A 19,341-nucleotide genomic window follows, 5' to 3' on the forward strand; every position below is an offset into this window, starting at 1 on the left:
GTATAAATGGTAAAAGGGAGGGAAAATAATTTATGAAAATCAATAAAACAAAGTTAATAGCATATTGTGGGATGATAGCCTTGTTAGCTAGTATGATTGTAGGTTTATTAGGATTTTCAAACAGTACAAAAAATATAAATGATATTAAAAATCAATTGCTAAAAAAACATGTTGAAAATAATATAAATTTAACAATGAAATATATTAATAACTCTTATGGTACATTAACTCAAGGAGATGGAACCTTACTTGATAGTGATGGTAACAGTATAGAAGGTAGATTTGGGGTGGTAGACTCTGTATTAGAAGATTTAGGAGATAAGTCTACTATTTTTGTTAAAGTTAAAGATGATTTTAAAAGAATTTCAACAAACATTATGTCTGATGAAAACGAAAGGGCAATAGATACATTTTTAGGTACTGACCATAATGCGTATCAAACAGTAATAAATGGTGAGTTGTATATAGGGGAGGCAGAAATACTAGGTGAAAGTTATTATACTGCCTACCAGCCTATAAAAGATAAAAATAATAATGTAATAGGGTTATTGTTTGTAGGTATGCCAACAAAAACATTGGATGATATTGTAAAATCACATGATGCAGAAATGAGTAAAATCAACATATTAATTATTGTATTAAGAGCTATTTCACTAGGCTCACTAATTGCATTGGTCGGTGCATCAGTGGTTGGTACAAAATTTAATATTGCCAAGACACATACATCAGAGGAATTTGCTGATATGTCTGAATAACTATCTCTAATTTCAGATGATATAGATAAATAAGACTTAACAAAATCAGCTCAAATTATTCAGTATGGGTGTAAACTGTGAACGTAGAGTATTTATATTATCCTCATATTATTTTTCCAAAACGGAGGGTCTATGAAAAATATTATTGTTTTTGTTATAGCGTCAATTATACTATTCTCAGGATTGGCAACACCAAGTTATGCGTTGTCAGATTCGCAATCTAATTCAATACAAACATTGTTGGATGATGCTTGTCGTATATCAGGTGTTCCAGGAATGTCAATTTCAATACTTGTGAAGGATGAAGTTCTCTACTTTTCTTCAGGATATGCAGATCGTGAAAAGGGACTGCTGGCAAGCGAGAATACTCTATATGAGCTGGCTTCAGTCAGTAAAGCTTTTACTGGTATGGGTATTCTGCTAATGGAAGAACAAGGATTACTGTCAATGACTGACACCATCCAAAAGTATTTACCTTGGTTTACATTAAAGTATCAGGGGAAACCTATTGATATGGGAAGTATTACACTAAATAATTTTTTACATCATACTAGTGGATTAACAAATGAAAGTCACTTTCAAAACATCCCACAAGGAAATACTCCAGATATGTTGCAAAAAACTATAGAAATGCTTGTAGATGCTGAATTGTCTTTCTATCCTGGTGAGCAGTATAATTATGGAACTGTTAATTATGACGTATTAGGTCTGGTTATTGAGATTGTGTCGGGTCAGAGCTATGAAGACTACATGAAAAAACAAGTGTTTCAGCCGTTAGGACTACACCAGACGTATGTTTATAAAGAAGATGCTCAAGCTACTGGACAATTGGCACAGGGCTACCGATCTTCCTTCTTTATGACGACCCCATATGATGCACCAAATTATGCCGGGAATAAACCTGCAGGTTACATCATTTCTTGCACCAAAGATATGGCACGTTGGATGGGCATACAGATGGGTATTGTGCAGGATATACCCAAAGTATTCTGTGATGTCGTTAAGACATCACATCAGGGAGATATGTCAGTTTCGGATGTTAACGGAATGTTTTATGGGGCAGGGTGGTCAGTAAATTCTGACCAAACAATTATTGAACACATGGGAGGTAATCCTAATTTTGCAACTGAAGTGGTAATACTGCCAAACCAACGCACGGCCATATGCTTGTTGACCAATGGTGCAAATACTAACACCAATTTAGTGTTAAAAGTTAAGGAGATATTGGATGGTAATATGTCTCAGTCCTATGAAATAAGCACCACACAGTTTTTTGACATCACTTTGTCGTTTGCCACAATTATTTGCTGTATGTTGGCTGTTCTGTTCTTTCTTTTAGGATTACGCAGAAAGAAAATGAATAAGCAGCAGCCAATACCAAAAAAGAGCATAATCGCGGCTATTATTTGTTTAATAGTTACTATAATATGCTGGGTTTTCCCAATGTTTATGGGATACAATTGGTCAACGATACTTATTTGGCAAACATATAGTATTATTACAGCTTTAATTTCACTGACGTTATTAACAGCATGTATTACATGGTTTGTATACATTTGTCGATATAATGATATATTTAGAAAATAAGGGGTTTATACGTTTTTCTCATGCTAATAAAAGTGAATGTAAATCAGAATTACCTGCATATCAGACACATCTGTGCCTATCTAGCTAGTTAAGGGACCAGTAGCATTTTGTTCATTTCATACATTGTAAACATGCTAAATATTATATGTGAAAATTATATAAAATTAAAACTATAAATGCACTAAGACAAAAAAGTCCTAGTGCATTTGTTTTATATTAATCCAAAACCAAATACTGATAAAATGTCTTGAAAAAGAATAATGAGATATAAACTTGGTTACCCTATGCTTTATATAAAAGATTTTAGAGTTAAAAAGAGATATTTATTTTTGCATTATAAAGCAAAAAATATAGTATAAACAATGGTGTTGTGCTTTTATTATGAAAAGAGGGAATCAATGAATATATTAGAAAGAAAGATATTTGAATCAGTACCAGGAAAACAAGTGACGTTGGCACATATCATAGCAAATCCAGATGATCGAATCTTTGAAAAATTAGGCTTAAATGACGAAAAGTATCATGCAATTGGTATTTTAACCATAACTCCACCAGAGGTTGCAATCATTGCTGTGGATATAGCTAAGAAGACTGCACCTATTAAAATAGGATTTGTTGATAGATTCAGTGGTTCAGTATTTATTTTAGGAGATGTATCAGCTATACAATCTGCTATGGAACAGGTTGTCACTTCTCTAAGAGATCTTATGCAGTTTTCTGTCCCCAAAATAACAAGAACTTAATAGGTAGGTATAAAAAATGAAAAAAATCATGTTAATTGGATCAGTTGGAAGTGGGAAAACCACCCTTTGCCAAAGAATTCAAGGAGAGACAATTAAATATAAAAAAACACAATCAGTTGAGTTCTATTCTCAGATGATAGATACACCAGGTGAGTTTGTCCTGCATAGAAGATTTTATAGTGCTTTGCAAATGATGGCTGCTAGTTCAGATGTTATTGGGTTTGTCTGCAGCGTTACAGAATTAGGACAGACATTTTCTCCCTATTTTGCACAAAATTTTACGAAACCATGTATAGGGATTATTACAAAGATAGATCTAGCACCAAATGAAGAAGCTATTATAAATGCTGAGAAAAGATTAGAGCTAGCAGGTGTTGACAAAATCTTTCGTCTCTCAGCTGTTGAAGATGAAGGAATAGCAGAGTTGATAGCTTATCTTTCTAAAGAGGAGGAATAAATTTGCAAATTTATACTAGAACTGGTGATAAAGGTTATACTAAGATAATTGGTGGTATTCAATTAGCAAAAGATAGTGAACGTATAAAAGCATATGGAACTATTGATGAACTAAATAGTTTCGTAGGATATGCTATTACACTTATAAAGAATAATGATTCTTTGAAAAACGAATTGACACAGATTCAACAGTATTTATTTGATTGTGGCAACGATTTAGCGACACCAGCAGGAAAAGGAATATATAGAGTTACATCTGATTTGACACAGTGGATTGAAAAATGTATTGATGATTATGCAGGTATTCCCAAAGAAGTAGAGTCGTTTATTTTGCCAGGTGGTTCACAGGTAGCAAGTATTTTACATATTTGTAGAACAATTGCTAGAAGGGCAGAAAGAGAGATAGTAACATTCCAATGGACTAATGATATGAATGAAGAGGTTTTGATATTTATTAATCGCTTATCAGATTACTTTTTTTCATTAGCACGTGTTGTAAATGCAAATGAAGGCATAGAAGATGTACTTTATGAAAGAAGTGGAAAGGTATTCCATATAAATTTGAAAAAAGAAGATTTATAATAACTAAAAATATATTTTCCTATGGATTTTTTGTTGGAAAGGAGTAGTAGCTATGCAAAAAATAAGATTTGGAACAACGTTATATATAGGTGAAGAGAGTCTGGAAAGACTATCAGATTTCAAGAATGAAAAGATTTTGATAGTAACCGATTCTTTTATTGCTTCATCAGATTTACTTTCACGCATTAAAAGTTATATTGATAGCAGCACAGAAATAATGGTATTTTCTGAAGTTATTCCAGATCCCCCAATTGATAATATTGTTGCTGGGTTAGAATATAGTAAGGATTTTCCAGTCACCATTTTATTAGCAATAGGTGGTGGCTCTGCTATAGACGCAGCAAAAGCTATGTTTTATTTTGGTAAATTGACCGAGAGATTTAATCAGATACGATTTATTGCTATTCCTACAACAAGTGGAACAGGCTCAGAGGTTACAAATTTCTCCATTATCACCGATGATGAAAAGGGAACAAAATATCCATTGATTACAGATGAAATATTGCCAGACGAAGCTATTTTAGATTCTGGTCTTGTTGCAGGTTTACCACCTAAGCAAACTGCTGATACGGGTATTGATGTTCTTACTCACGCTATAGAAGCTTATGTTTCTACTAGTGCCAATGATATTTCTGATGCTTTAAGTGAAAAAGCTATACGCTATGTATTCACTTATTTAGAGAGGGCTTATAAAGATGGAAACGATAAAGAAGCACGTGAAAAAATGCATATGGCATCAACAATGGCTGGAATGGCCTTTAACATAGCTTCACTAGGGTTAAACCATGGTATAGCACATGCAGCAGGAGCACGTTGGCATATTCCACATGGAAGAATAAATGGTATTTTATTACCAAATGTTATTTGCTATAATGCAGGAGTTATCAAAGGAAATTATACTAAGAATACTACCCCCGCTGCAAATCGGTATGCAGAAATAGCTAAATTTTTAGGATTAAATGCTGGAAATACACAAATGGGTGTACGAAGTCTAGTAAATGCAATTCTTGCACTTGAAAAGAGACTTTCCATTCCAAAGAGTCTTTCTGAATGGGGAGTTAGTAAGAAACAATTTGAATCAGATAAAAATGTAATAGCAGAAGCTGCTTTGGCAGATCGTTGTACAGAAACCAACCCTATTACTCCAACTAGAGAAGATGTAATTAGTATTCTAGGGAAATCATTTATATAAACTTTAATTAAATGAGGTGATTACTTGGAGGGAAATGAAAGAATTATACAGGAATATGTTCCTGGCAAACAAATCACTGTTGCTCATGTTATTGCAAAGGCTGATTTAGAATTATATCAAAAGATGGGGATAGTACAATCTGGAAATGAAGCAGTGGGAATTTTAACTATAACACCAAGCGAAGCATCAATTATCGCTGTTGATATAGCAACAAAGTCTGCTGAAATAGAAATTGGTTTTGTTGATAGATTCTCAGGTGCAGTAGTTATAATTGGGGATGTTTCTTCAGTTAAGATTGCTTTAGAAAACATTTTAGAAACTATGGAAAGTCTTTTAGATTTTACGGTTGTACCTTTATCTAGTACCTAAATTACATTTAAAATAAATATATAAACTATGATAATCATGTCATAGATAAAAGCAAAGGAGCTTAATAAGGGGACAATTATAGACCTTTTATTAAGCGTTTATTTTTTAAAAAAGTTTTTAAATATACAACATATTTAAAGGGAGTAGATAAGATGGCAGAAACTTTATTAAGTGTTGGTATTGATATTGGAACATCAACAACACAATTAATTTTATCAGAACTTTCAATTGAAAACATGGCATCAGTTTTTACAATTCCAAGAGTTTCCATTACGGATAAAAAGGTGATATTTAAAAGTGATATTATCTTTACTCCTATATTAGAAAATAATCTAATAGATTCTGATGGTATAAAGGAATTTGTAGAGCAGCAATACAAAAGAGCAGGTATTACAAAATCAGATATTCAGACTGGGGCAATCATTATAACTGGGGAAACAGTTCGAAGGGAAAATGCCCAGACAGTTGCTAAAGCTTTAAGTGGTTTTGCTGGAGATTTTGTTGTGGCAACAGCTGGACCTGATTTAGAGAGTATTATTGCTGGGAAAGGAGCAGGCACTTATTCCTATTCTGAGAGACAACATACAACTGCGGTAAACCTTGATATTGGAGGTGGGACGACAAATTTAGTAGTATTTAACGATGGTGATATTGAGGATACAGCTTGCTTTGATATTGGAGGTCGTTTGATAAAAGTGGACGGCAATGAAATCATTCGTTATATTTCTCCAAAAGTAAAGGAAATCATTAAAAAAGAAGACTTAGATATTTATCTAAATGAAAAGATGAATCTTAAGGAATTAGATAAACTTTTAGATATATTTGTACAGGTGCTGGAAAACAGCGTTGGATTAGGTAAAAAGAGTCCTTATTTTGACTTATTAATAACTAACAAACCATTGAATACAAATCTAAAAATTAAATGTATTTCATTTTCAGGTGGCGTAGCAGACGGCATTACAAAAGAAAGTTTACAAAATCCTTTTGTATATGGTGATATTGGACTTTTGTTAGGTAAGAAAATAAGCGGTTCACTCCTTATGACAGCTCTTGAGGTAATTCCAACTGTAGAAACCATTCGTGCAACTGTAGTGGGAGCAGGATCACACACCACTGATGTTTCTGGAAGTACAATCACCTATAAAGAAGATATACTTCCACTTAAAAATATTCCCATTTTACAGTTATCCAAAGATGATGAAAGCACGTATAATTGTGGGAATTTAGGAAATATTATTCAAGAAAAAGTAAAATGGTTCATAGTAGACGAAGAAGTACAAATTATTGGATTAGGTGTAGAAGGTGTACATAGTCCTTCCTTCAAATTTATTCAAGATTTAGCAAAAGAGATAATAAAGGGTTTAGATTTATTGATTCATGAGGAATTGCCACTGGTTATTATAGTGAAAGAAGATATGGCGAAGGCACTGGGTCATAGCCTATATGAACATCTGCCTAAAGATTATCCATTTGTATGTATAGATAGTATTCATGTGCGAAATGGAGATTATATCGACATTGGAAAACCCATTGCAGAAGGTTCTGTTTTACCAGTAGTAGTAAAGACATTAGTATTTAATTAAAGATAAAAGGAGGATGTACAATGATTTTAAAGACAAAGCTTTTTGGAAAAACCTATCAATTTTCATCTGTAATGGAAGTTATGGGGAAGGCTAATGAAGAAAAATCTGGTGATAATTTAGCTGGAGTTGCGGCAGAGAGTGCTGAAGAAAGAGTTGCAGCTAAAGTTGTTTTATCGCAATTAACACTTTCAGATTTATTTAACAACCCTGCAGTGCCATATGAAAAGGATGAGGTAACGCGCATTATTATTGATAATATTAATCTTAAAACTTATGAAAAGATTAAAAATTGGACAGTAGCTGAATTAAGAGAATGGATTTTAAATAGTAATACGACAAACTATGATATTCATCGTATATCAAATGGTTTGACTTCTGAAATGGTAGCAGCAGTTACAAAAATCATGTCTAACTTAGACTTAATACTAGGTGCTCAAAAGATTACAATAACTAAGACTGCCAATACTACAATTGGTATTCCAGGAACTTTTTCAACTCGTCTACAACCAAATCATACTACTGATAATGTGGATGGCATCATGGCTTCAGTTATGGAAGGCTTATCTATGGGATCTGGAGATGCAGTAATAGGTTTAAATCCAGTAGACGATACAACTGAAAGTGTAAAGCGTATTCTTCATAAATTTAATGATTTTATTAATGAGTGGGAAATACCAACACAACATGTTGTTTTAGCCCACGTGGCTACTCAGATGGAGGCAATGGAGCAAGGGGCCCCAACAGGATTGGTATTCCAATCTATTGCAGGATCTGAAAAAGGAAATACAGCCTTTGGAATTTCTGCAAAAATGCTTTCAGAAGCAAAGGATATGGCTTTGAAGTTGGGTACTGCAGTAGGTCCAAATGTTATGTACTTTGAGACAGGTCAAGGTTCAGAACTTTCTTCTGATGCACATCATGGTGTAGATCAGCTGACTATGGAAGCTAGATGTTATGGATTTGCAAAATATTTTGATCCATTCCTTGTTAATACAGTTGTTGGATTTATTGGACCAGAGTATCTGTATGATTCTAAGCAGGTTATTCGTGCAGGTCTGGAGGATCACTTTATGGGTAAGTTAACTGGTATTTCAATGGGGTGTGATGTTTGCTACACCAACCATATGAAAGCCGATCAAAATGATGCTGAAAACTTAACAGTTTTACTTGCAACAGCTGGTGTAAACTTTATTATGTCTATTCCAAATGGTGACGATATTATGTTGAACTATCAAACCACAGGCTACCATGAAGGTGCATCAATTAGGCACTTATTGAATAAACGAACAATAAAAGAATTTGACCAATGGTTAGAAAAAATGGGATTCAGTGAAAATGGACGTTTAACTTCTAAAGCTGGTGATGCATCTGTATTCTTGAAGCATTAAATATTTCTAAGAGGAGGGATAACTAATGGACGAATTAAACTTAAAAGAAATGATTAAATCAATTTTAAATGAAATGGTAGATGAAGTATCACCAGTTATAAATGATGATACTACAAAAGCAAGTATAAGTACAATACAATCTATTAAGCCTCAGGAAGTTGAAGAGGGATTTATACCAGACATTACAGAAGTAGATATTCGGAAGCAATTTTTAGTACCAGATCCAGTAGATAAAGAAGGTTATTTAAAAATGAAATCATATACACCAGCTCGCTTGGGATTATGGAGGGCAGGTACAAGATATATGACGGAACCCAGTCTTCGATTCCGTGCTGACCATGCTGCTGCTCAGGATGCTGTATTCTCTTATGTTAATGAAGATTTAGTTAAAGAACTTGGGTTTGTGGAGGTTAGCACCCAATGCAAGGATAAAGATGAATATCTTACACGTCCAGATTTAGGTCGTAAGTTTTCAGATGAAGCAATAAATACAATAAAAAAAACTGTGCAGCCAAATCAGAAGATACAAGTTATCGTTGGGGATGGTTTAAGTTCGGCAGCAATAGAGGCGAATATTAGAGATATTTTACCTTCTTTACGGCAAGGACTTAAGATGTTTGGATTTGATTTCGGAGAGGTTGTGTTTATAAAACATTGTCGCGTACCAGCTATGGATCAAATTGGAGAAGCAACAGGAGCAGATGTAGTCTGTCTTTTAATCGGAGAAAGACCAGGCCTTGTTACATCAGAATCCATGAGTGCATATATAGCTTATAAACCCACAATTGGCATGCCAGAAGCTAGAAGAACGGTAGTCTCCAATATTCATAGACAAGGAACTCCAGCAGTAGAAGCAGGAGCATATATTGCTGAAATTATCAAGAGAATGTTAGATAATAAAGCGTCTGGATTAGATTTGAAGGAAAAATAAAGATTGCCAGATTTAAAAAGGAGGTTTCCTAATGAAAAACGAACGATTAGGTGCAAATGTTCTAAGTGTAAAAATCATTCCAAATGTTGATGATGGATTGGCAAAGGAATTAAAATTAGCACCAAACCAAAAAAGTTTAGGGATTATCACATCTGATTCTGATGATGTAACATATGTAGCACTAGATGAAGCGACAAAGGCATCAGATGTAGCAGTTGTATATGCAAGAAGTATGTATGCTGGAGCTGCTAATGCTTCTACAAAATTAGCAGGAGAAGTTATTGGAATTTTAGCAGGTCCAAGTCCATCAGAAATACGAAGTGGTCTAGACCGAGCTATTGAGGTAATAGAAAATGAAGCTAGCTTTTATAGTGCAAATGATGATAATTCAATAATTTATTTTGCTCATCCTGTATCCAGAACAGGTTCTTATCTTTCAAAGGGAGCAAATGTTAAAGAAGGAGAAGCTATTGCTTATTTAATAGCACCACCACTTGAAGCAATTGTAGCTATTGATGCGGCTTTGAAAGCTGCTGATGTAAAAATGAGTGTATTTTATGGACCACCATCTGAAACAAACTTTGCAGGAGCATTACTAACAGGGTCACAGTCTGCTTGTAAAGCAGCATGTGAAGCATTTGCTAAAGCAGTGGAAGCTGTTGCTGATAGCCCAACCAGTTATTAGGTGGTGGTTAATATGGCTAAAGCATTAGGTTTAATTGAAGTACGTGGAAAGTTAGGAGCAATTCTAGCAGCAGATGAAGCTATAAAGGCTGCAAATGTAATTTTACTTGGAGGAGAAGTAATCCGTGGAGGATTGACTACGATTTATATTATTGGAGATGTTGCAGAAGTAAAATCATCAGTTGAGGCAGGTGAAATTGCAGTGGCAGATAAGAATTGTCTAATCAGTAGCCATGTTATTCCACGTTTGGATGACCAAGTTGAGCAGATGTTGATGAAATCATTTGGTAAAAAAGAGGATAATCCTTCAGATTCAAAAGAATCAAATCAGCCCATTAAAGAAGAAATAGGGAAAGATGAAATAATTGAAGAAAAAAAGGATACTTTACTTGTACCTTTGAGTGAATCAAAAGAAATTTTGCAAGAAAATTTGGAACATGGAAGAGATACAATTATAGATTCATCTTTTAATAAAAGAGAATTAGAAAAAATGAGAGTGGCCGATTTACGTTCACTTGCATATAAATTAAATCTTTCTACCATAAAGGAATCAGAAATTAAATCTGCTAATAAAGCAGTACTTATTGAAGCATTGCTAGATAAAGGAGTTGAGTATTAATGGGATTGATAGATAAAGACCTTGTTTCGGTTCAGGAGACTAGGGATCTGCTGAGGAAAGCAAAAGAAGCACAAAAAGAAATAGCAAAGTTATCTCAAGAGCAAATTGACACCATTTGCAAGGCTATAGCAAAGGCAGCTTTTGACAATCGTGTGAAGTTAGCTAAAATGGCACAAGAAGAAACAGGATTTGGAAGATGGCAGGATAAAGTCCTTAAAAATTCCTTTGCATCAAGAGACTTATTAAATGCAATTAAAAATATGAAAACAGTTGGTGTAATCACAAATAATATAGAAGCTAAATATATGGAAGTAGCTGTTCCTGTAGGAGTGGTTGCAGGTCTTATTCCTTCAACAAACCCCACATCAACAGTCATCTATAAATCACTAATAAGCATCAAGGCAGGAAACGCTATTGTATTTTCACCTCATCCAAGTGCAGTAAATTGTATCAAGGAAACAGTTCGCATTATAAATGAAGCAGGAAAAAGTGTTGGATTACCAGATGGTGCTATTAGTGTAATTACAACAGTTACAATAGAGGCAACAAATGAATTAATGAAAAATGAAAATACAGACTTAATTCTTGCTACTGGTGGGTCTGCAATGGTTCGTGCAGCATATTCCTCTGGAACACCAGCAATTGGAGTTGGGCCAGGTAATGGACCTGCATTTATAGAACGTAGTGCAGATATTCAAAAAGCAGTTGAGCTTATTATTGAATCTAAGACATTTGATAATGGTACGGTTTGCGCATCTGAACAGTCTATTATTGTTGAAGAAATTAGTAAAGAAAAAGTAATTGCAGAATTCAAGAAACAAGGAGGCTATTTTTTATCAAAAGAAGATGCCCTAAAACTTGAAAAGTATATTCTACGACCAAACGGTACAATGAATCCGAGGATTGTTGGAAGAACTGCCCAAGTTGTTGCTGAATTAGCTGGCATTTCTGTACCAGAAAATGCAAAGGTTCTCATTGCTGAAGAAACACGTGTTGGTAATCTTGCACCTTTTTCAAGGGAAAAATTATCACCAATTTTAGCTTTTTATACAGTAAATACTTGGGAAGAAGCCTGCGATCTAAGTATTGAGATTTTAAATTTTGAAGGTGCAGGACACACCATGGTTATTCACACAACAAACAAAAAAGTTACAGAAGAGTTTGCCTTAAGAGTACCAGTTTCACGTCTACTAATAAACTGTTCGGCTACATTAGGTGGAATAGGAGCAACTACAAACCTTATGCCTGCATTGACACTAGGTTGTGGAGCTGTAGGAGGGAGTTCTACTTCCGACAATGTTGGACCACAAAATTTATTTAATCTTCGCCGAGTAGTTTATGGCGTTAGGACATTAGATGAAATACGCGGAGAAGATATATTTGAAGAAGTTAGTTCTATAGCTGTTGGAGATTTAGGACTTAGTAAGGATCAATTGGTAGATTTATTAGTTGAACGTGTTTTACAAAGATTAAAGTAAGTAAAGAAAAGTACAATAACATTGGTAATAAAATGAAAATATAAAAAATCTAGGAGGATATTATAATGGCTAATACAAACGCATTAGGTATGATTGAAACAAAAGGATTGGTTGCAGCAGTAGAGGCAGCAGATGCAATGGTTAAAGCAGCAAATGTGACATTAATTGGAAAAGAACAAGTAGGTGGTGGATTAGTAACAGTTATGGTTCGTGGAGACGTAGGAGCTGTTAAAGCTGCAACAGATGCTGGAGCAGCAGCGGCAGAAGCAGTTGGTGAATTAATATCTGTTCATGTAATACCACGTCCACATATGGAAGTAGATGTGATTTTACCAAAATACGATACCCAATCATAACCAGATTCAAATACTAATGATGAAAGCTTAAAGTTGGGAGATACAAAGTGAGGCTGAGGCATAATAAAAGCTTATGCCCAGCCTTTTCTTTATGGAGGGGAAGTGAATACTAATGGCCATTTTAACGGAAAGTAAAATAAAAAAACTACTCCGTACGACAAAATTAAAAGAAACAAAATTCTTGATTTTAGAACCTGGGACTGTAATTACACCTTCTGCAAAAGAATATCTAAGGGACATTACTATTGAATATATGGAAATACCAGAAGAATCTGAGATTGAGAATCAAGAAGCAGCCTTCCCAATGAGCCAGTTGGAAGTAAGCGAAGCAGAAAATATAAAAGAACAGAAAACATGGAAAAGTCATTTAGCTTATCAAGGTAAATTTGATATTATAATAAGCCATATTCTGACTTTGCAAAAGAAAAGCCATCATATAGGAAAGATGGAGTTAGTAGGGGCTTTAAATACTATCTTAGTTATAGTTCAGACAATGACTATGGAGACTTTAGCTTCAGACAAGTTGGATCTGATACAGGAAATTGAAAATTGGTTGGAAGACAAAAAGTCATATGTTGCAAGTTTATATCCTGAAGGTTCTTTTATTCCAACCTATAAAGATGAAGAATGGGTCATAGATTTATTTAAGTTACATGGATATTTACAAGAACTAGAACATTTTATTTCCAAAGAAATGAAGGATTTTCTAAAATCTGAAGACTATATAAATTGCATTTCAATAGTGACTATTTTAAAGGATTATTGTTGGGTTTTAATGGTACAGTCAAAAGAAAATTCAGTGGAATAGAGGTGAGAATATGACTAAAAACAATATTGATACAATCGTGGATATAGTTGTCTCTCGTATATACGAAGTAATGGACCAAACTTTTGAAATTGAAGCAAGTGGAAGACATATCCATCTAAATAGAGAGGCAATAGATTCCCTATTTGGAGAGGGTTATGAATTACATCCATCCAAATACCTATCACAGCCAGGAGAATTTGCATCAGAAGAACGAGTGAGTATTAAAGGACCTAAAGATACTATTCACAATGTTATAATTCTTGGACCAGAGCGAAAAAACTGTCAAGTGGAAGTTTCATTAACAGATGCACGTCTACTAGGTGTAAATGCTCCAGTTCAATTAAGTGGAAATATTGAAAATACCCCAGGAATTATTTTGATGAATGGTTCTAAGTCTTTTGTCTTAGATAGAGGTGTCATAGTGGCAAAACGCCATGTTCATGTAAAAGATATAGATGCCCAAAGGCTAGGTGTCAAAGATCAAGAAAGGGTATCCGTTCAGGTGTTTAGTGAAAGACCACTTATATTTGATGACGTTATAGTGAGAGTAAGTCCCAAGTTTGAGACTTATATGCACATCGATTACGATGAAGCAAATGCCTGTGGTTATAAGAAAGGCGTACGAGGACGTATTGTTAAGAGGTGACATATATGGATAATGTTGAAATACTAGTTCAAAAAATCACAGATATTATTATTCAACGTTTACAGAAGGAAGAATCCAGAGGGACAGTTACATTTTTAGGGAAAGAATATTTAAGTATTCGAACTTACTACGAAAGAAGAGGTTATGAAATAGTACCAGTTAAAGATAAATTTAATCCAGATATAGTAATTGTTACTGAACTGTCTATTTTAAGTATGAATCGTATAGCACTGGGACTTCCTCAAACAGAAGATGAAGTAACTATTTGGAAACGGTTATTGAATAAGAAGGATGTTATTTTTTTAGAAGAAGGCATGGAGATTCAAACAAGTCAACATGTGGCTCCACGAGCACTGCTACAGGTTCTTGTGAATTATAAAAACCAATTGGTAAGGTATGGTGCTTCTATATTTCCATTAAAGAATTTTGAAGAAAGAGATCAAACTATAAATAAGGAGGTAAAAGATGTAATTCATAAAAGTGATAAGAAGGAACTTCTTACCATAGCAAAAGTACGAAAATTGAACTTACAGGCAGGAGATATCTTTGAAACAGATAAGAACATCATTATTACAGCATTGGCTAGAGATTATATGCGTGATTTAGGTGTTCAAATAGTATAGAAAGGAGCATACTATGTTCATTGGGAAAGTTGTTGGTAGCTTATGGGCTACTCGTAAGGATGAAAAATTAAATGGTTCAAAGTTTCTGCTCATTGAAAAACAACTAAACAAACATGAGGTGGATCCTGCTCTAGTCGTTGCAGTTGATCGGGTAGGTGCTGGAATCGGAGAATCTGTACTGATTACGACTGGTAGCTCTGGTCGTCTGTCTTTTGATGGTAAAAGTATTCCTGTTGATATGGTTATTGTCGGTATTATAGATACAGTGGACTATCCAGAGTAATGATGAAAGTTGCTATTTATAAATAGAATGGAGTGAAATAAATGGGTATAAATGAAATAATAATTTGGATTATGGCAATTATAATGGTCATAGGTGCAATTGACCGTTCACTGGGTAATAAAACTGGTTTAGGTCAACAATTTGAGGAAGGAATACTAGCAATGGGTTCTTTAGCACTTTCAATGGCGGGTATAATTGTTATAGCACCCAAGTTATCAGATTGGTTGAGTCCTATAGTGGTTCCATTATATAAATTGTTAGGAGCAGATCCAGCAATGTTTGCAGGAACTTTACTAGCAAATGATATGGGCGGGTTTTTCTTAGCACAACAGATGACTACTGACCCGCTAATTACACTTTTCTCAGGTGGTATTTTAGGAGCAATGATGGGAGCCACCCTTGTATTTACAATCCCAGTGGGATTAGGTATTATCAGTAAGGAAGATACAAAATATCTGGCACAAGGAGTATTATGTGGTATTGTAACTATTCCAATCGGAGCATTAGTTGCGGGAATTGTAATGGGTATGCCAATAGTTAAAGTCTTTATGAATTTAATACCTATAATAGCTGTAGCGATTTTAATTTCAATTGGGCTATTTAAAATCCCTGAAGGAATGATTAAAGGGTTCAATATATTTGGGAAAATTATAGTAGCTGTTGCAGCCATTGGGTTAGCAATCGGCGGATTAGATTTGCTATTAGGTATTAAGATATTTGAAAATCAAGATACACTTGAAGTTGGATTCCAAACAGTTGGTAGTATTGCCATTACTTTAGCTGGTGCTTATGGATTGGTATTCTTGATTACAAAACTATTTAAGAAACCATTGCTGAAACTAGGGCAATTGTTAGGAATGAATGATGTTGCTGCAGCAGGTCTAATTGCATCTCTTGCCAATAACATCGCCATGTTCCAAACAGTAAAGAGCATGGATAAACGTGGAAAGGTAATTAATATTGCTTTTGCAGTTTCAGCATCTTTTACATTTGGTGACCATTTAGGATTTACAGCTGGTGTTGCACCAGAATTGATTGTTCCAATGATTATTGGTAAGTTAGTCGGTGGTATTTCTGCCATTTTTGTTGCTATATTTCTATCTAAGCGTGTCTTTAGGATTGAATAAAGCTAATACTATAGAGATTTAAGTAGGGATGGAGGCAAGATATTGAATATAGACAGATCAGAAATTGAAAATTTAGTTCGTAGTATCATAATGGAAGAATACAGTAATAAGTTAAATGATTCTTCAAAGAGACATGTTGATCCTAGTGGCGTAATGGCAATCTCGTTGCCGTTGTTTTCTGTAAGTGAAGAAGATCGACTGGACACAGGGAACCCTAACCATAAAGTGTATACAAAGGATTTAGTATCACTTACTGAAAGCCCTAGATTGGGTTGTGGCCTAATGGTAATGGAGGATACTACCTTCGACTGGACTTTAGGATATGATGAAATAGATTATATTATTGAAGGAACTCTGACTATTATCATAGATGGACGGCATATAACTGCCAATGCAGGAGAATTGATTTTGATTCCAAGGGGTTCAAGTATTCAGTTTTCAGTTGAAGGAAAGGCAAGTTTTATCTATATAACCTATCCAGCTGATTGGCAATCATAAATTCTAAAAAGGCAAATTAATGGATTAAATATCATTAATTTGCTTTTTGTTATTAATATTTGTTACAATGGATTTAATAGCATATATTGATTTGGGGAAAAATAAACAGGAATTTATGGAGGAAATTTAAGAAAAATGAATTATAAAATAAAAAAGTTTAGTGAATTAACAACTAAAGAATTGTATGAAATATTAAAAGTAAGAGTAGAAGTTTTTGTTGTAGAACAGAATTGTATATATCAAGATTTAGATTCAAAAGATGAGGTATCTTTTCATGTGTTTTTAGAGGATAATAGTGAAATAATAGCATATTTAAGGGTTCTTCCAAAGGGTATATCATATCCAGAAACATCAATTGGTAGGGTACTGACAAAAAATCCCTATAGAAAAAAAGGACTGTCGAAAGAAATAGTACAAAAAGCAATAGATTTTATTATAGATACTTTGGAAGAAAAAGAAATTAAGATTTCTGCACAGGCATATCTGCAAAAATTTTATGAGAGTTTTGGATTTAAGTCAACATCTGATATATATCTAGAGGATGGAATAGAGCATATTGAAATGTTATATCAAAAGTAGGATTATAGCATGGAGACAAAAATAAGTAGAAAGTCGATAAAATTTGATAATATATGATAGTTTAAGTGATAACAGGGCTATGAATATAAGTAGGATAATATACGGCGAAAAATATGGAGGTTCTTATGTACGAAGAAAAGATAATTAAAGAAATGAAAGAAGTATTTACAGAAATACCTTTTGGGATAGATCATACTCTTAAGGTATTGGAAAACGCAGAAGAAATAATGAAGGGTGAGAATGTAGAAGGAGAAGAAAAGGAAATAATTACAATTGTGGCTATATTGCATGATATTGGTGCAGTTGAAGCTCAAAAAAAGTATAGTTCAATTGATGGCGAATATCAAGAAAAAGAAGGGCCAGCAGTAGCACAAAAAATATTAGAAAAAGTAGGCTATGACAAAAACATTGACAGGATACTATTTATAATTGCTAATCATCATACCCCTTCTAAAATTAATGGGATTGATTTTCAAATACAATGGGAAGCAGATTTATTGGAAAATTTAACAGTTATGGATATACAGAAAGAACAGAATGAAATAAAGAAATGTATTGATGAAAACTTCAAAACAAATACAGGAAAAAACATTGCATATAAACGTTTTATTTTAGAATAGTTGCTATTAATACTTGTTAAATATATATAACTATGCTATAATGCTTTTAATTAATAGAAAGGAGAGTTGCAAGATGGGTATAGCTTCAATAAGAATTCGTAATTTAGTTGTTAAATAAATACAACTAAATAAAATTAATATAAGGTAATCTGCCTAAAAATTAGGTTTTATTTATCATACCTTGTATTAGTGGATTCTAATAGTGAAAAACCCATGCAGCTAACTATATTTTAATTTATTATATCCTTAAAATAGGATATTTTTTGAGCTTTTTTATAACAGCTAAAAGATTATAATTTATCAAGTAAATTTATTATTTGATATAAATTTTGTATAAAAAAATATTGTTGAATTTATAGAGCTATAGATGGATAGTTTATTCATTTATAGCTTTTTTTGTTGTCATGGATTATTCAATATACATGAATCCACATCAAATATTTTTAAGGTGGTGGATTTAATGTTAAATAAAGATAATCAGATAAAATTACAGTACTCACAAAATTTTTTATACAGCAAAAAACTAGTGTCCGATTTAATAGGTCAAAGCAATATATGTAAAGATGATATTGTTATAGAGATTGGAGGAGGTAGAGGTATTATCACCGAACAATTAGTAAAAAAGTGTAAGAAAGTATATGTTATAGAATATGATTTCAACTTATATAAAAGTCTAAAGGATAAGTTCTATGATATAAAAAATGTGGAAATAATTCATGGAGACTTCTTAGAATTTGAGTTGCCGAAAGAATATAGATATAAGATTTTTTCTAATATTCCTTACAATATTACTTCAGCTATTTTATCAAAATTAATATTTGCTGACAATCCTCCTGATGATATATATATTATACTTCAAAAGGAAGCAGCAGAAAAATATGCTGGTAAACCTTATGATGGAGAAAGTATGCGTTCTTTACTTCTTAAACCATATTTTGATTTTGAAATTATAAGGAATCTTAAGAGAACAGATTTCAATCCAGTTACTAGTGTCGATAGTGTATTTTTACAAATTAAAAAAAGAGAGAATAGACTAATAAGAAAGGATAAAGGAAACTTATACTCTGATTTTATTGCATACATCTTTAGTAATACAGGTAAAGATATGAAACTTAGATGTAAACATATATTTTCTTATAAACAGATTAAACGGCTATCCAATGATATAGGTTTTAAAATGACAGATAGTCCAACTTGTTTAAGTTATGAACAATGGTTAAAGGTGTTCCAATATTTCGTAATAGGTGTATCAGATGAAAAGAAAAAATTGGTCAATAACTCATATTCAAAGCTAATGAAAGAGCAAGATAAAATAGATAAATTATATCGCAGTAGATAGATACAGATAGAAAATTAGCTTTATATAAATAAAATTTTAAATAATTGTTAGATACATCAATATGATAAAAATATTATTAGTATTAAATAGGGTAG

General features: G+C 33.2%; 23 protein-coding genes. All 23 read left to right on the forward strand.

The window, feature by feature from the left end:
- The first annotated feature begins 32 nt into the window (after positions 1-32).
- Positions 33-755 carry a Cache 3/Cache 2 fusion domain-containing protein gene (locus tag KQI41_RS07390; RefSeq protein WP_216585096.1) on the forward strand — a complete coding sequence of 241 codons (723 nt, stop codon included), beginning with the start codon at positions 33-35 and terminating at the stop codon, positions 753-755.
- 132 nt (positions 756-887) lie between these two features.
- Positions 888-2,342 carry a serine hydrolase domain-containing protein gene (locus KQI41_RS07395; RefSeq protein WP_216585097.1) on the forward strand — a complete coding sequence of 485 codons (1,455 nt, stop codon included), beginning with the start codon at positions 888-890 and terminating at the stop codon, positions 2,340-2,342.
- Positions 2,343-2,740: 398 nt separating this feature from the next.
- The gene (locus tag KQI41_RS07400; protein WP_154439639.1) at positions 2,741-3,085 is read left to right on the forward strand and encodes a BMC domain-containing protein; all 345 of its coding nucleotides are present in this window, start codon (positions 2,741-2,743) and stop codon (positions 3,083-3,085) included.
- A 16-nt stretch (positions 3,086-3,101) separates the two neighbouring features.
- Complete coding sequence (locus tag KQI41_RS07405) at positions 3,102-3,542, forward strand: EutP/PduV family microcompartment system protein (RefSeq protein WP_154439640.1); 441 nt, start codon at positions 3,102-3,104, stop codon at positions 3,540-3,542.
- A gap of 2 nt (positions 3,543-3,544) precedes the next feature.
- Positions 3,545-4,123 (forward strand): cob(I)yrinic acid a,c-diamide adenosyltransferase, encoded by a 579-nt coding sequence (locus tag KQI41_RS07410; protein WP_154439641.1) that lies wholly within the window; start codon positions 3,545-3,547, stop codon positions 4,121-4,123.
- A 52-nt stretch (positions 4,124-4,175) separates the two neighbouring features.
- A complete protein-coding gene (locus KQI41_RS07415) occupies positions 4,176-5,315 on the forward strand; it encodes a 1-propanol dehydrogenase PduQ (RefSeq protein ID WP_154439642.1) in 1,140 nt (379 codons plus the stop codon).
- 24 nt (positions 5,316-5,339) lie between these two features.
- Complete coding sequence (locus tag KQI41_RS07420) at positions 5,340-5,684, forward strand: BMC domain-containing protein (RefSeq protein ID WP_154439643.1); 345 nt, start codon at positions 5,340-5,342, stop codon at positions 5,682-5,684.
- Between the two features lie 152 nt (positions 5,685-5,836).
- The gene (gene eutA / locus KQI41_RS07425; RefSeq protein WP_216585098.1) at positions 5,837-7,267 is read left to right on the forward strand and encodes an ethanolamine ammonia-lyase reactivating factor EutA; all 1,431 of its coding nucleotides are present in this window, start codon (positions 5,837-5,839) and stop codon (positions 7,265-7,267) included.
- 20 nt (positions 7,268-7,287) lie between these two features.
- The gene (locus tag KQI41_RS07430) at positions 7,288-8,655 is read left to right on the forward strand and encodes an ethanolamine ammonia-lyase subunit EutB (RefSeq protein WP_216585099.1); all 1,368 of its coding nucleotides are present in this window, start codon (positions 7,288-7,290) and stop codon (positions 8,653-8,655) included.
- A gap of 25 nt (positions 8,656-8,680) precedes the next feature.
- The gene (gene eutC / locus KQI41_RS07435) at positions 8,681-9,586 is read left to right on the forward strand and encodes an ethanolamine ammonia-lyase subunit EutC (protein WP_154439646.1); all 906 of its coding nucleotides are present in this window, start codon (positions 8,681-8,683) and stop codon (positions 9,584-9,586) included.
- Positions 9,587-9,617: 31 nt separating this feature from the next.
- A complete protein-coding gene (gene eutL / locus KQI41_RS07440) occupies positions 9,618-10,271 on the forward strand; it encodes an ethanolamine utilization microcompartment protein EutL (protein ID WP_154439647.1) in 654 nt (217 codons plus the stop codon).
- 12 nt (positions 10,272-10,283) lie between these two features.
- Positions 10,284-10,889, forward strand: coding sequence for a BMC domain-containing protein (locus KQI41_RS07445; RefSeq protein ID WP_216585100.1), 606 nt, complete (start codon positions 10,284-10,286; stop codon positions 10,887-10,889).
- Positions 10,889-12,367 carry an acetaldehyde dehydrogenase (acetylating) gene (locus KQI41_RS07450; RefSeq protein ID WP_216585101.1) on the forward strand — a complete coding sequence of 493 codons (1,479 nt, stop codon included), beginning with the start codon at positions 10,889-10,891 and terminating at the stop codon, positions 12,365-12,367. Before KQI41_RS07445 ends, KQI41_RS07450 begins: the two co-directional genes overlap by 1 nt.
- Before the next feature lie 65 nt (positions 12,368-12,432).
- Positions 12,433-12,723, forward strand: a complete 291-nt coding sequence (locus KQI41_RS07455; protein ID WP_094899924.1) for a BMC domain-containing protein — start codon at positions 12,433-12,435, stop codon at positions 12,721-12,723.
- Between the two features lie 112 nt (positions 12,724-12,835).
- Entirely contained in the window at positions 12,836-13,531 is a 696-nt protein-coding gene (locus KQI41_RS07460; protein ID WP_154439650.1) for a hypothetical protein, read from the forward strand.
- A 10-nt stretch (positions 13,532-13,541) separates the two neighbouring features.
- Complete coding sequence (eutD, locus tag KQI41_RS07465) at positions 13,542-14,177, forward strand: ethanolamine utilization phosphate acetyltransferase EutD (protein WP_154439651.1); 636 nt, start codon at positions 13,542-13,544, stop codon at positions 14,175-14,177.
- A gap of 5 nt (positions 14,178-14,182) precedes the next feature.
- Positions 14,183-14,800: a hypothetical protein gene (locus tag KQI41_RS07470; protein ID WP_216585102.1), complete on the forward strand. Its 618-nt coding sequence runs from the start codon at positions 14,183-14,185 to the stop codon at positions 14,798-14,800.
- Between the two features lie 13 nt (positions 14,801-14,813).
- Positions 14,814-15,083 carry a EutN/CcmL family microcompartment protein gene (locus KQI41_RS07475; RefSeq protein ID WP_216585103.1) on the forward strand — a complete coding sequence of 90 codons (270 nt, stop codon included), beginning with the start codon at positions 14,814-14,816 and terminating at the stop codon, positions 15,081-15,083.
- Positions 15,084-15,124: 41 nt separating this feature from the next.
- A complete protein-coding gene (locus tag KQI41_RS07480; RefSeq protein WP_154439654.1) occupies positions 15,125-16,210 on the forward strand; it encodes an ethanolamine utilization protein EutH in 1,086 nt (361 codons plus the stop codon).
- Between the two features lie 42 nt (positions 16,211-16,252).
- Positions 16,253-16,708 (forward strand): cupin domain-containing protein, encoded by a 456-nt coding sequence (locus KQI41_RS07485; protein WP_195837943.1) that lies wholly within the window; start codon positions 16,253-16,255, stop codon positions 16,706-16,708.
- A 135-nt stretch (positions 16,709-16,843) separates the two neighbouring features.
- Positions 16,844-17,287 carry a GNAT family N-acetyltransferase gene (locus KQI41_RS07490; RefSeq protein ID WP_154439655.1) on the forward strand — a complete coding sequence of 148 codons (444 nt, stop codon included), beginning with the start codon at positions 16,844-16,846 and terminating at the stop codon, positions 17,285-17,287.
- A 125-nt stretch (positions 17,288-17,412) separates the two neighbouring features.
- Positions 17,413-17,907, forward strand: coding sequence for an HD domain-containing protein (locus KQI41_RS07495; protein ID WP_154439656.1), 495 nt, complete (start codon positions 17,413-17,415; stop codon positions 17,905-17,907).
- Positions 17,908-18,367: 460 nt separating this feature from the next.
- Positions 18,368-19,246 (forward strand): 23S ribosomal RNA methyltransferase Erm, encoded by an 879-nt coding sequence (erm, locus tag KQI41_RS07500; RefSeq protein ID WP_154439657.1) that lies wholly within the window; start codon positions 18,368-18,370, stop codon positions 19,244-19,246.
- The last annotated feature ends 95 nt before the right edge of the window (positions 19,247-19,341 follow it).

This window comes from Tissierella pigra (assembly GCF_018917845.1).
In the GTDB taxonomy this organism is placed as follows: Bacteria; Bacillota; Clostridia; order Tissierellales; family Tissierellaceae; genus Tissierella; species Tissierella pigra.

Coding starts and splice junctions, on each gene's coding strand:
- KQI41_RS07445 (WP_216585100.1), top strand. CDS start 10,284: ATGGCTAAAGCATTAGGTTTAATTGAAGTACGTGGAAAGTTAGGAGCA.
- KQI41_RS07480 (WP_154439654.1), top strand. CDS start 15,125: ATGGGTATAAATGAAATAATAATTTGGATTATGGCAATTATAATGGTC.
- KQI41_RS07395 (WP_216585097.1), top strand. CDS start 888: ATGAAAAATATTATTGTTTTTGTTATAGCGTCAATTATACTATTCTCA.
- eutA (WP_216585098.1), top strand. CDS start 5,837: ATGGCAGAAACTTTATTAAGTGTTGGTATTGATATTGGAACATCAACA.
- KQI41_RS07460 (WP_154439650.1), top strand. CDS start 12,836: ATGGCCATTTTAACGGAAAGTAAAATAAAAAAACTACTCCGTACGACA.
- KQI41_RS07495 (WP_154439656.1), top strand. CDS start 17,413: ATGTACGAAGAAAAGATAATTAAAGAAATGAAAGAAGTATTTACAGAA.
- KQI41_RS07400 (WP_154439639.1), top strand. CDS start 2,741: ATGAATATATTAGAAAGAAAGATATTTGAATCAGTACCAGGAAAACAA.
- KQI41_RS07490 (WP_154439655.1), top strand. CDS start 16,844: ATGAATTATAAAATAAAAAAGTTTAGTGAATTAACAACTAAAGAATTG.
- eutL (WP_154439647.1), top strand. CDS start 9,618: ATGAAAAACGAACGATTAGGTGCAAATGTTCTAAGTGTAAAAATCATT.
- KQI41_RS07415 (WP_154439642.1), top strand. CDS start 4,176: ATGCAAAAAATAAGATTTGGAACAACGTTATATATAGGTGAAGAGAGT.
- KQI41_RS07430 (WP_216585099.1), top strand. CDS start 7,288: ATGATTTTAAAGACAAAGCTTTTTGGAAAAACCTATCAATTTTCATCT.
- KQI41_RS07475 (WP_216585103.1), top strand. CDS start 14,814: ATGTTCATTGGGAAAGTTGTTGGTAGCTTATGGGCTACTCGTAAGGAT.
- KQI41_RS07470 (WP_216585102.1), top strand. CDS start 14,183: ATGGATAATGTTGAAATACTAGTTCAAAAAATCACAGATATTATTATT.
- KQI41_RS07390 (WP_216585096.1), top strand. CDS start 33: ATGAAAATCAATAAAACAAAGTTAATAGCATATTGTGGGATGATAGCC.
- KQI41_RS07405 (WP_154439640.1), top strand. CDS start 3,102: ATGAAAAAAATCATGTTAATTGGATCAGTTGGAAGTGGGAAAACCACC.
- KQI41_RS07455 (WP_094899924.1), top strand. CDS start 12,433: ATGGCTAATACAAACGCATTAGGTATGATTGAAACAAAAGGATTGGTT.
- eutD (WP_154439651.1), top strand. CDS start 13,542: ATGACTAAAAACAATATTGATACAATCGTGGATATAGTTGTCTCTCGT.
- KQI41_RS07450 (WP_216585101.1), top strand. CDS start 10,889: ATGGGATTGATAGATAAAGACCTTGTTTCGGTTCAGGAGACTAGGGAT.
- eutC (WP_154439646.1), top strand. CDS start 8,681: ATGGACGAATTAAACTTAAAAGAAATGATTAAATCAATTTTAAATGAA.
- erm (WP_154439657.1), top strand. CDS start 18,368: ATGTTAAATAAAGATAATCAGATAAAATTACAGTACTCACAAAATTTT.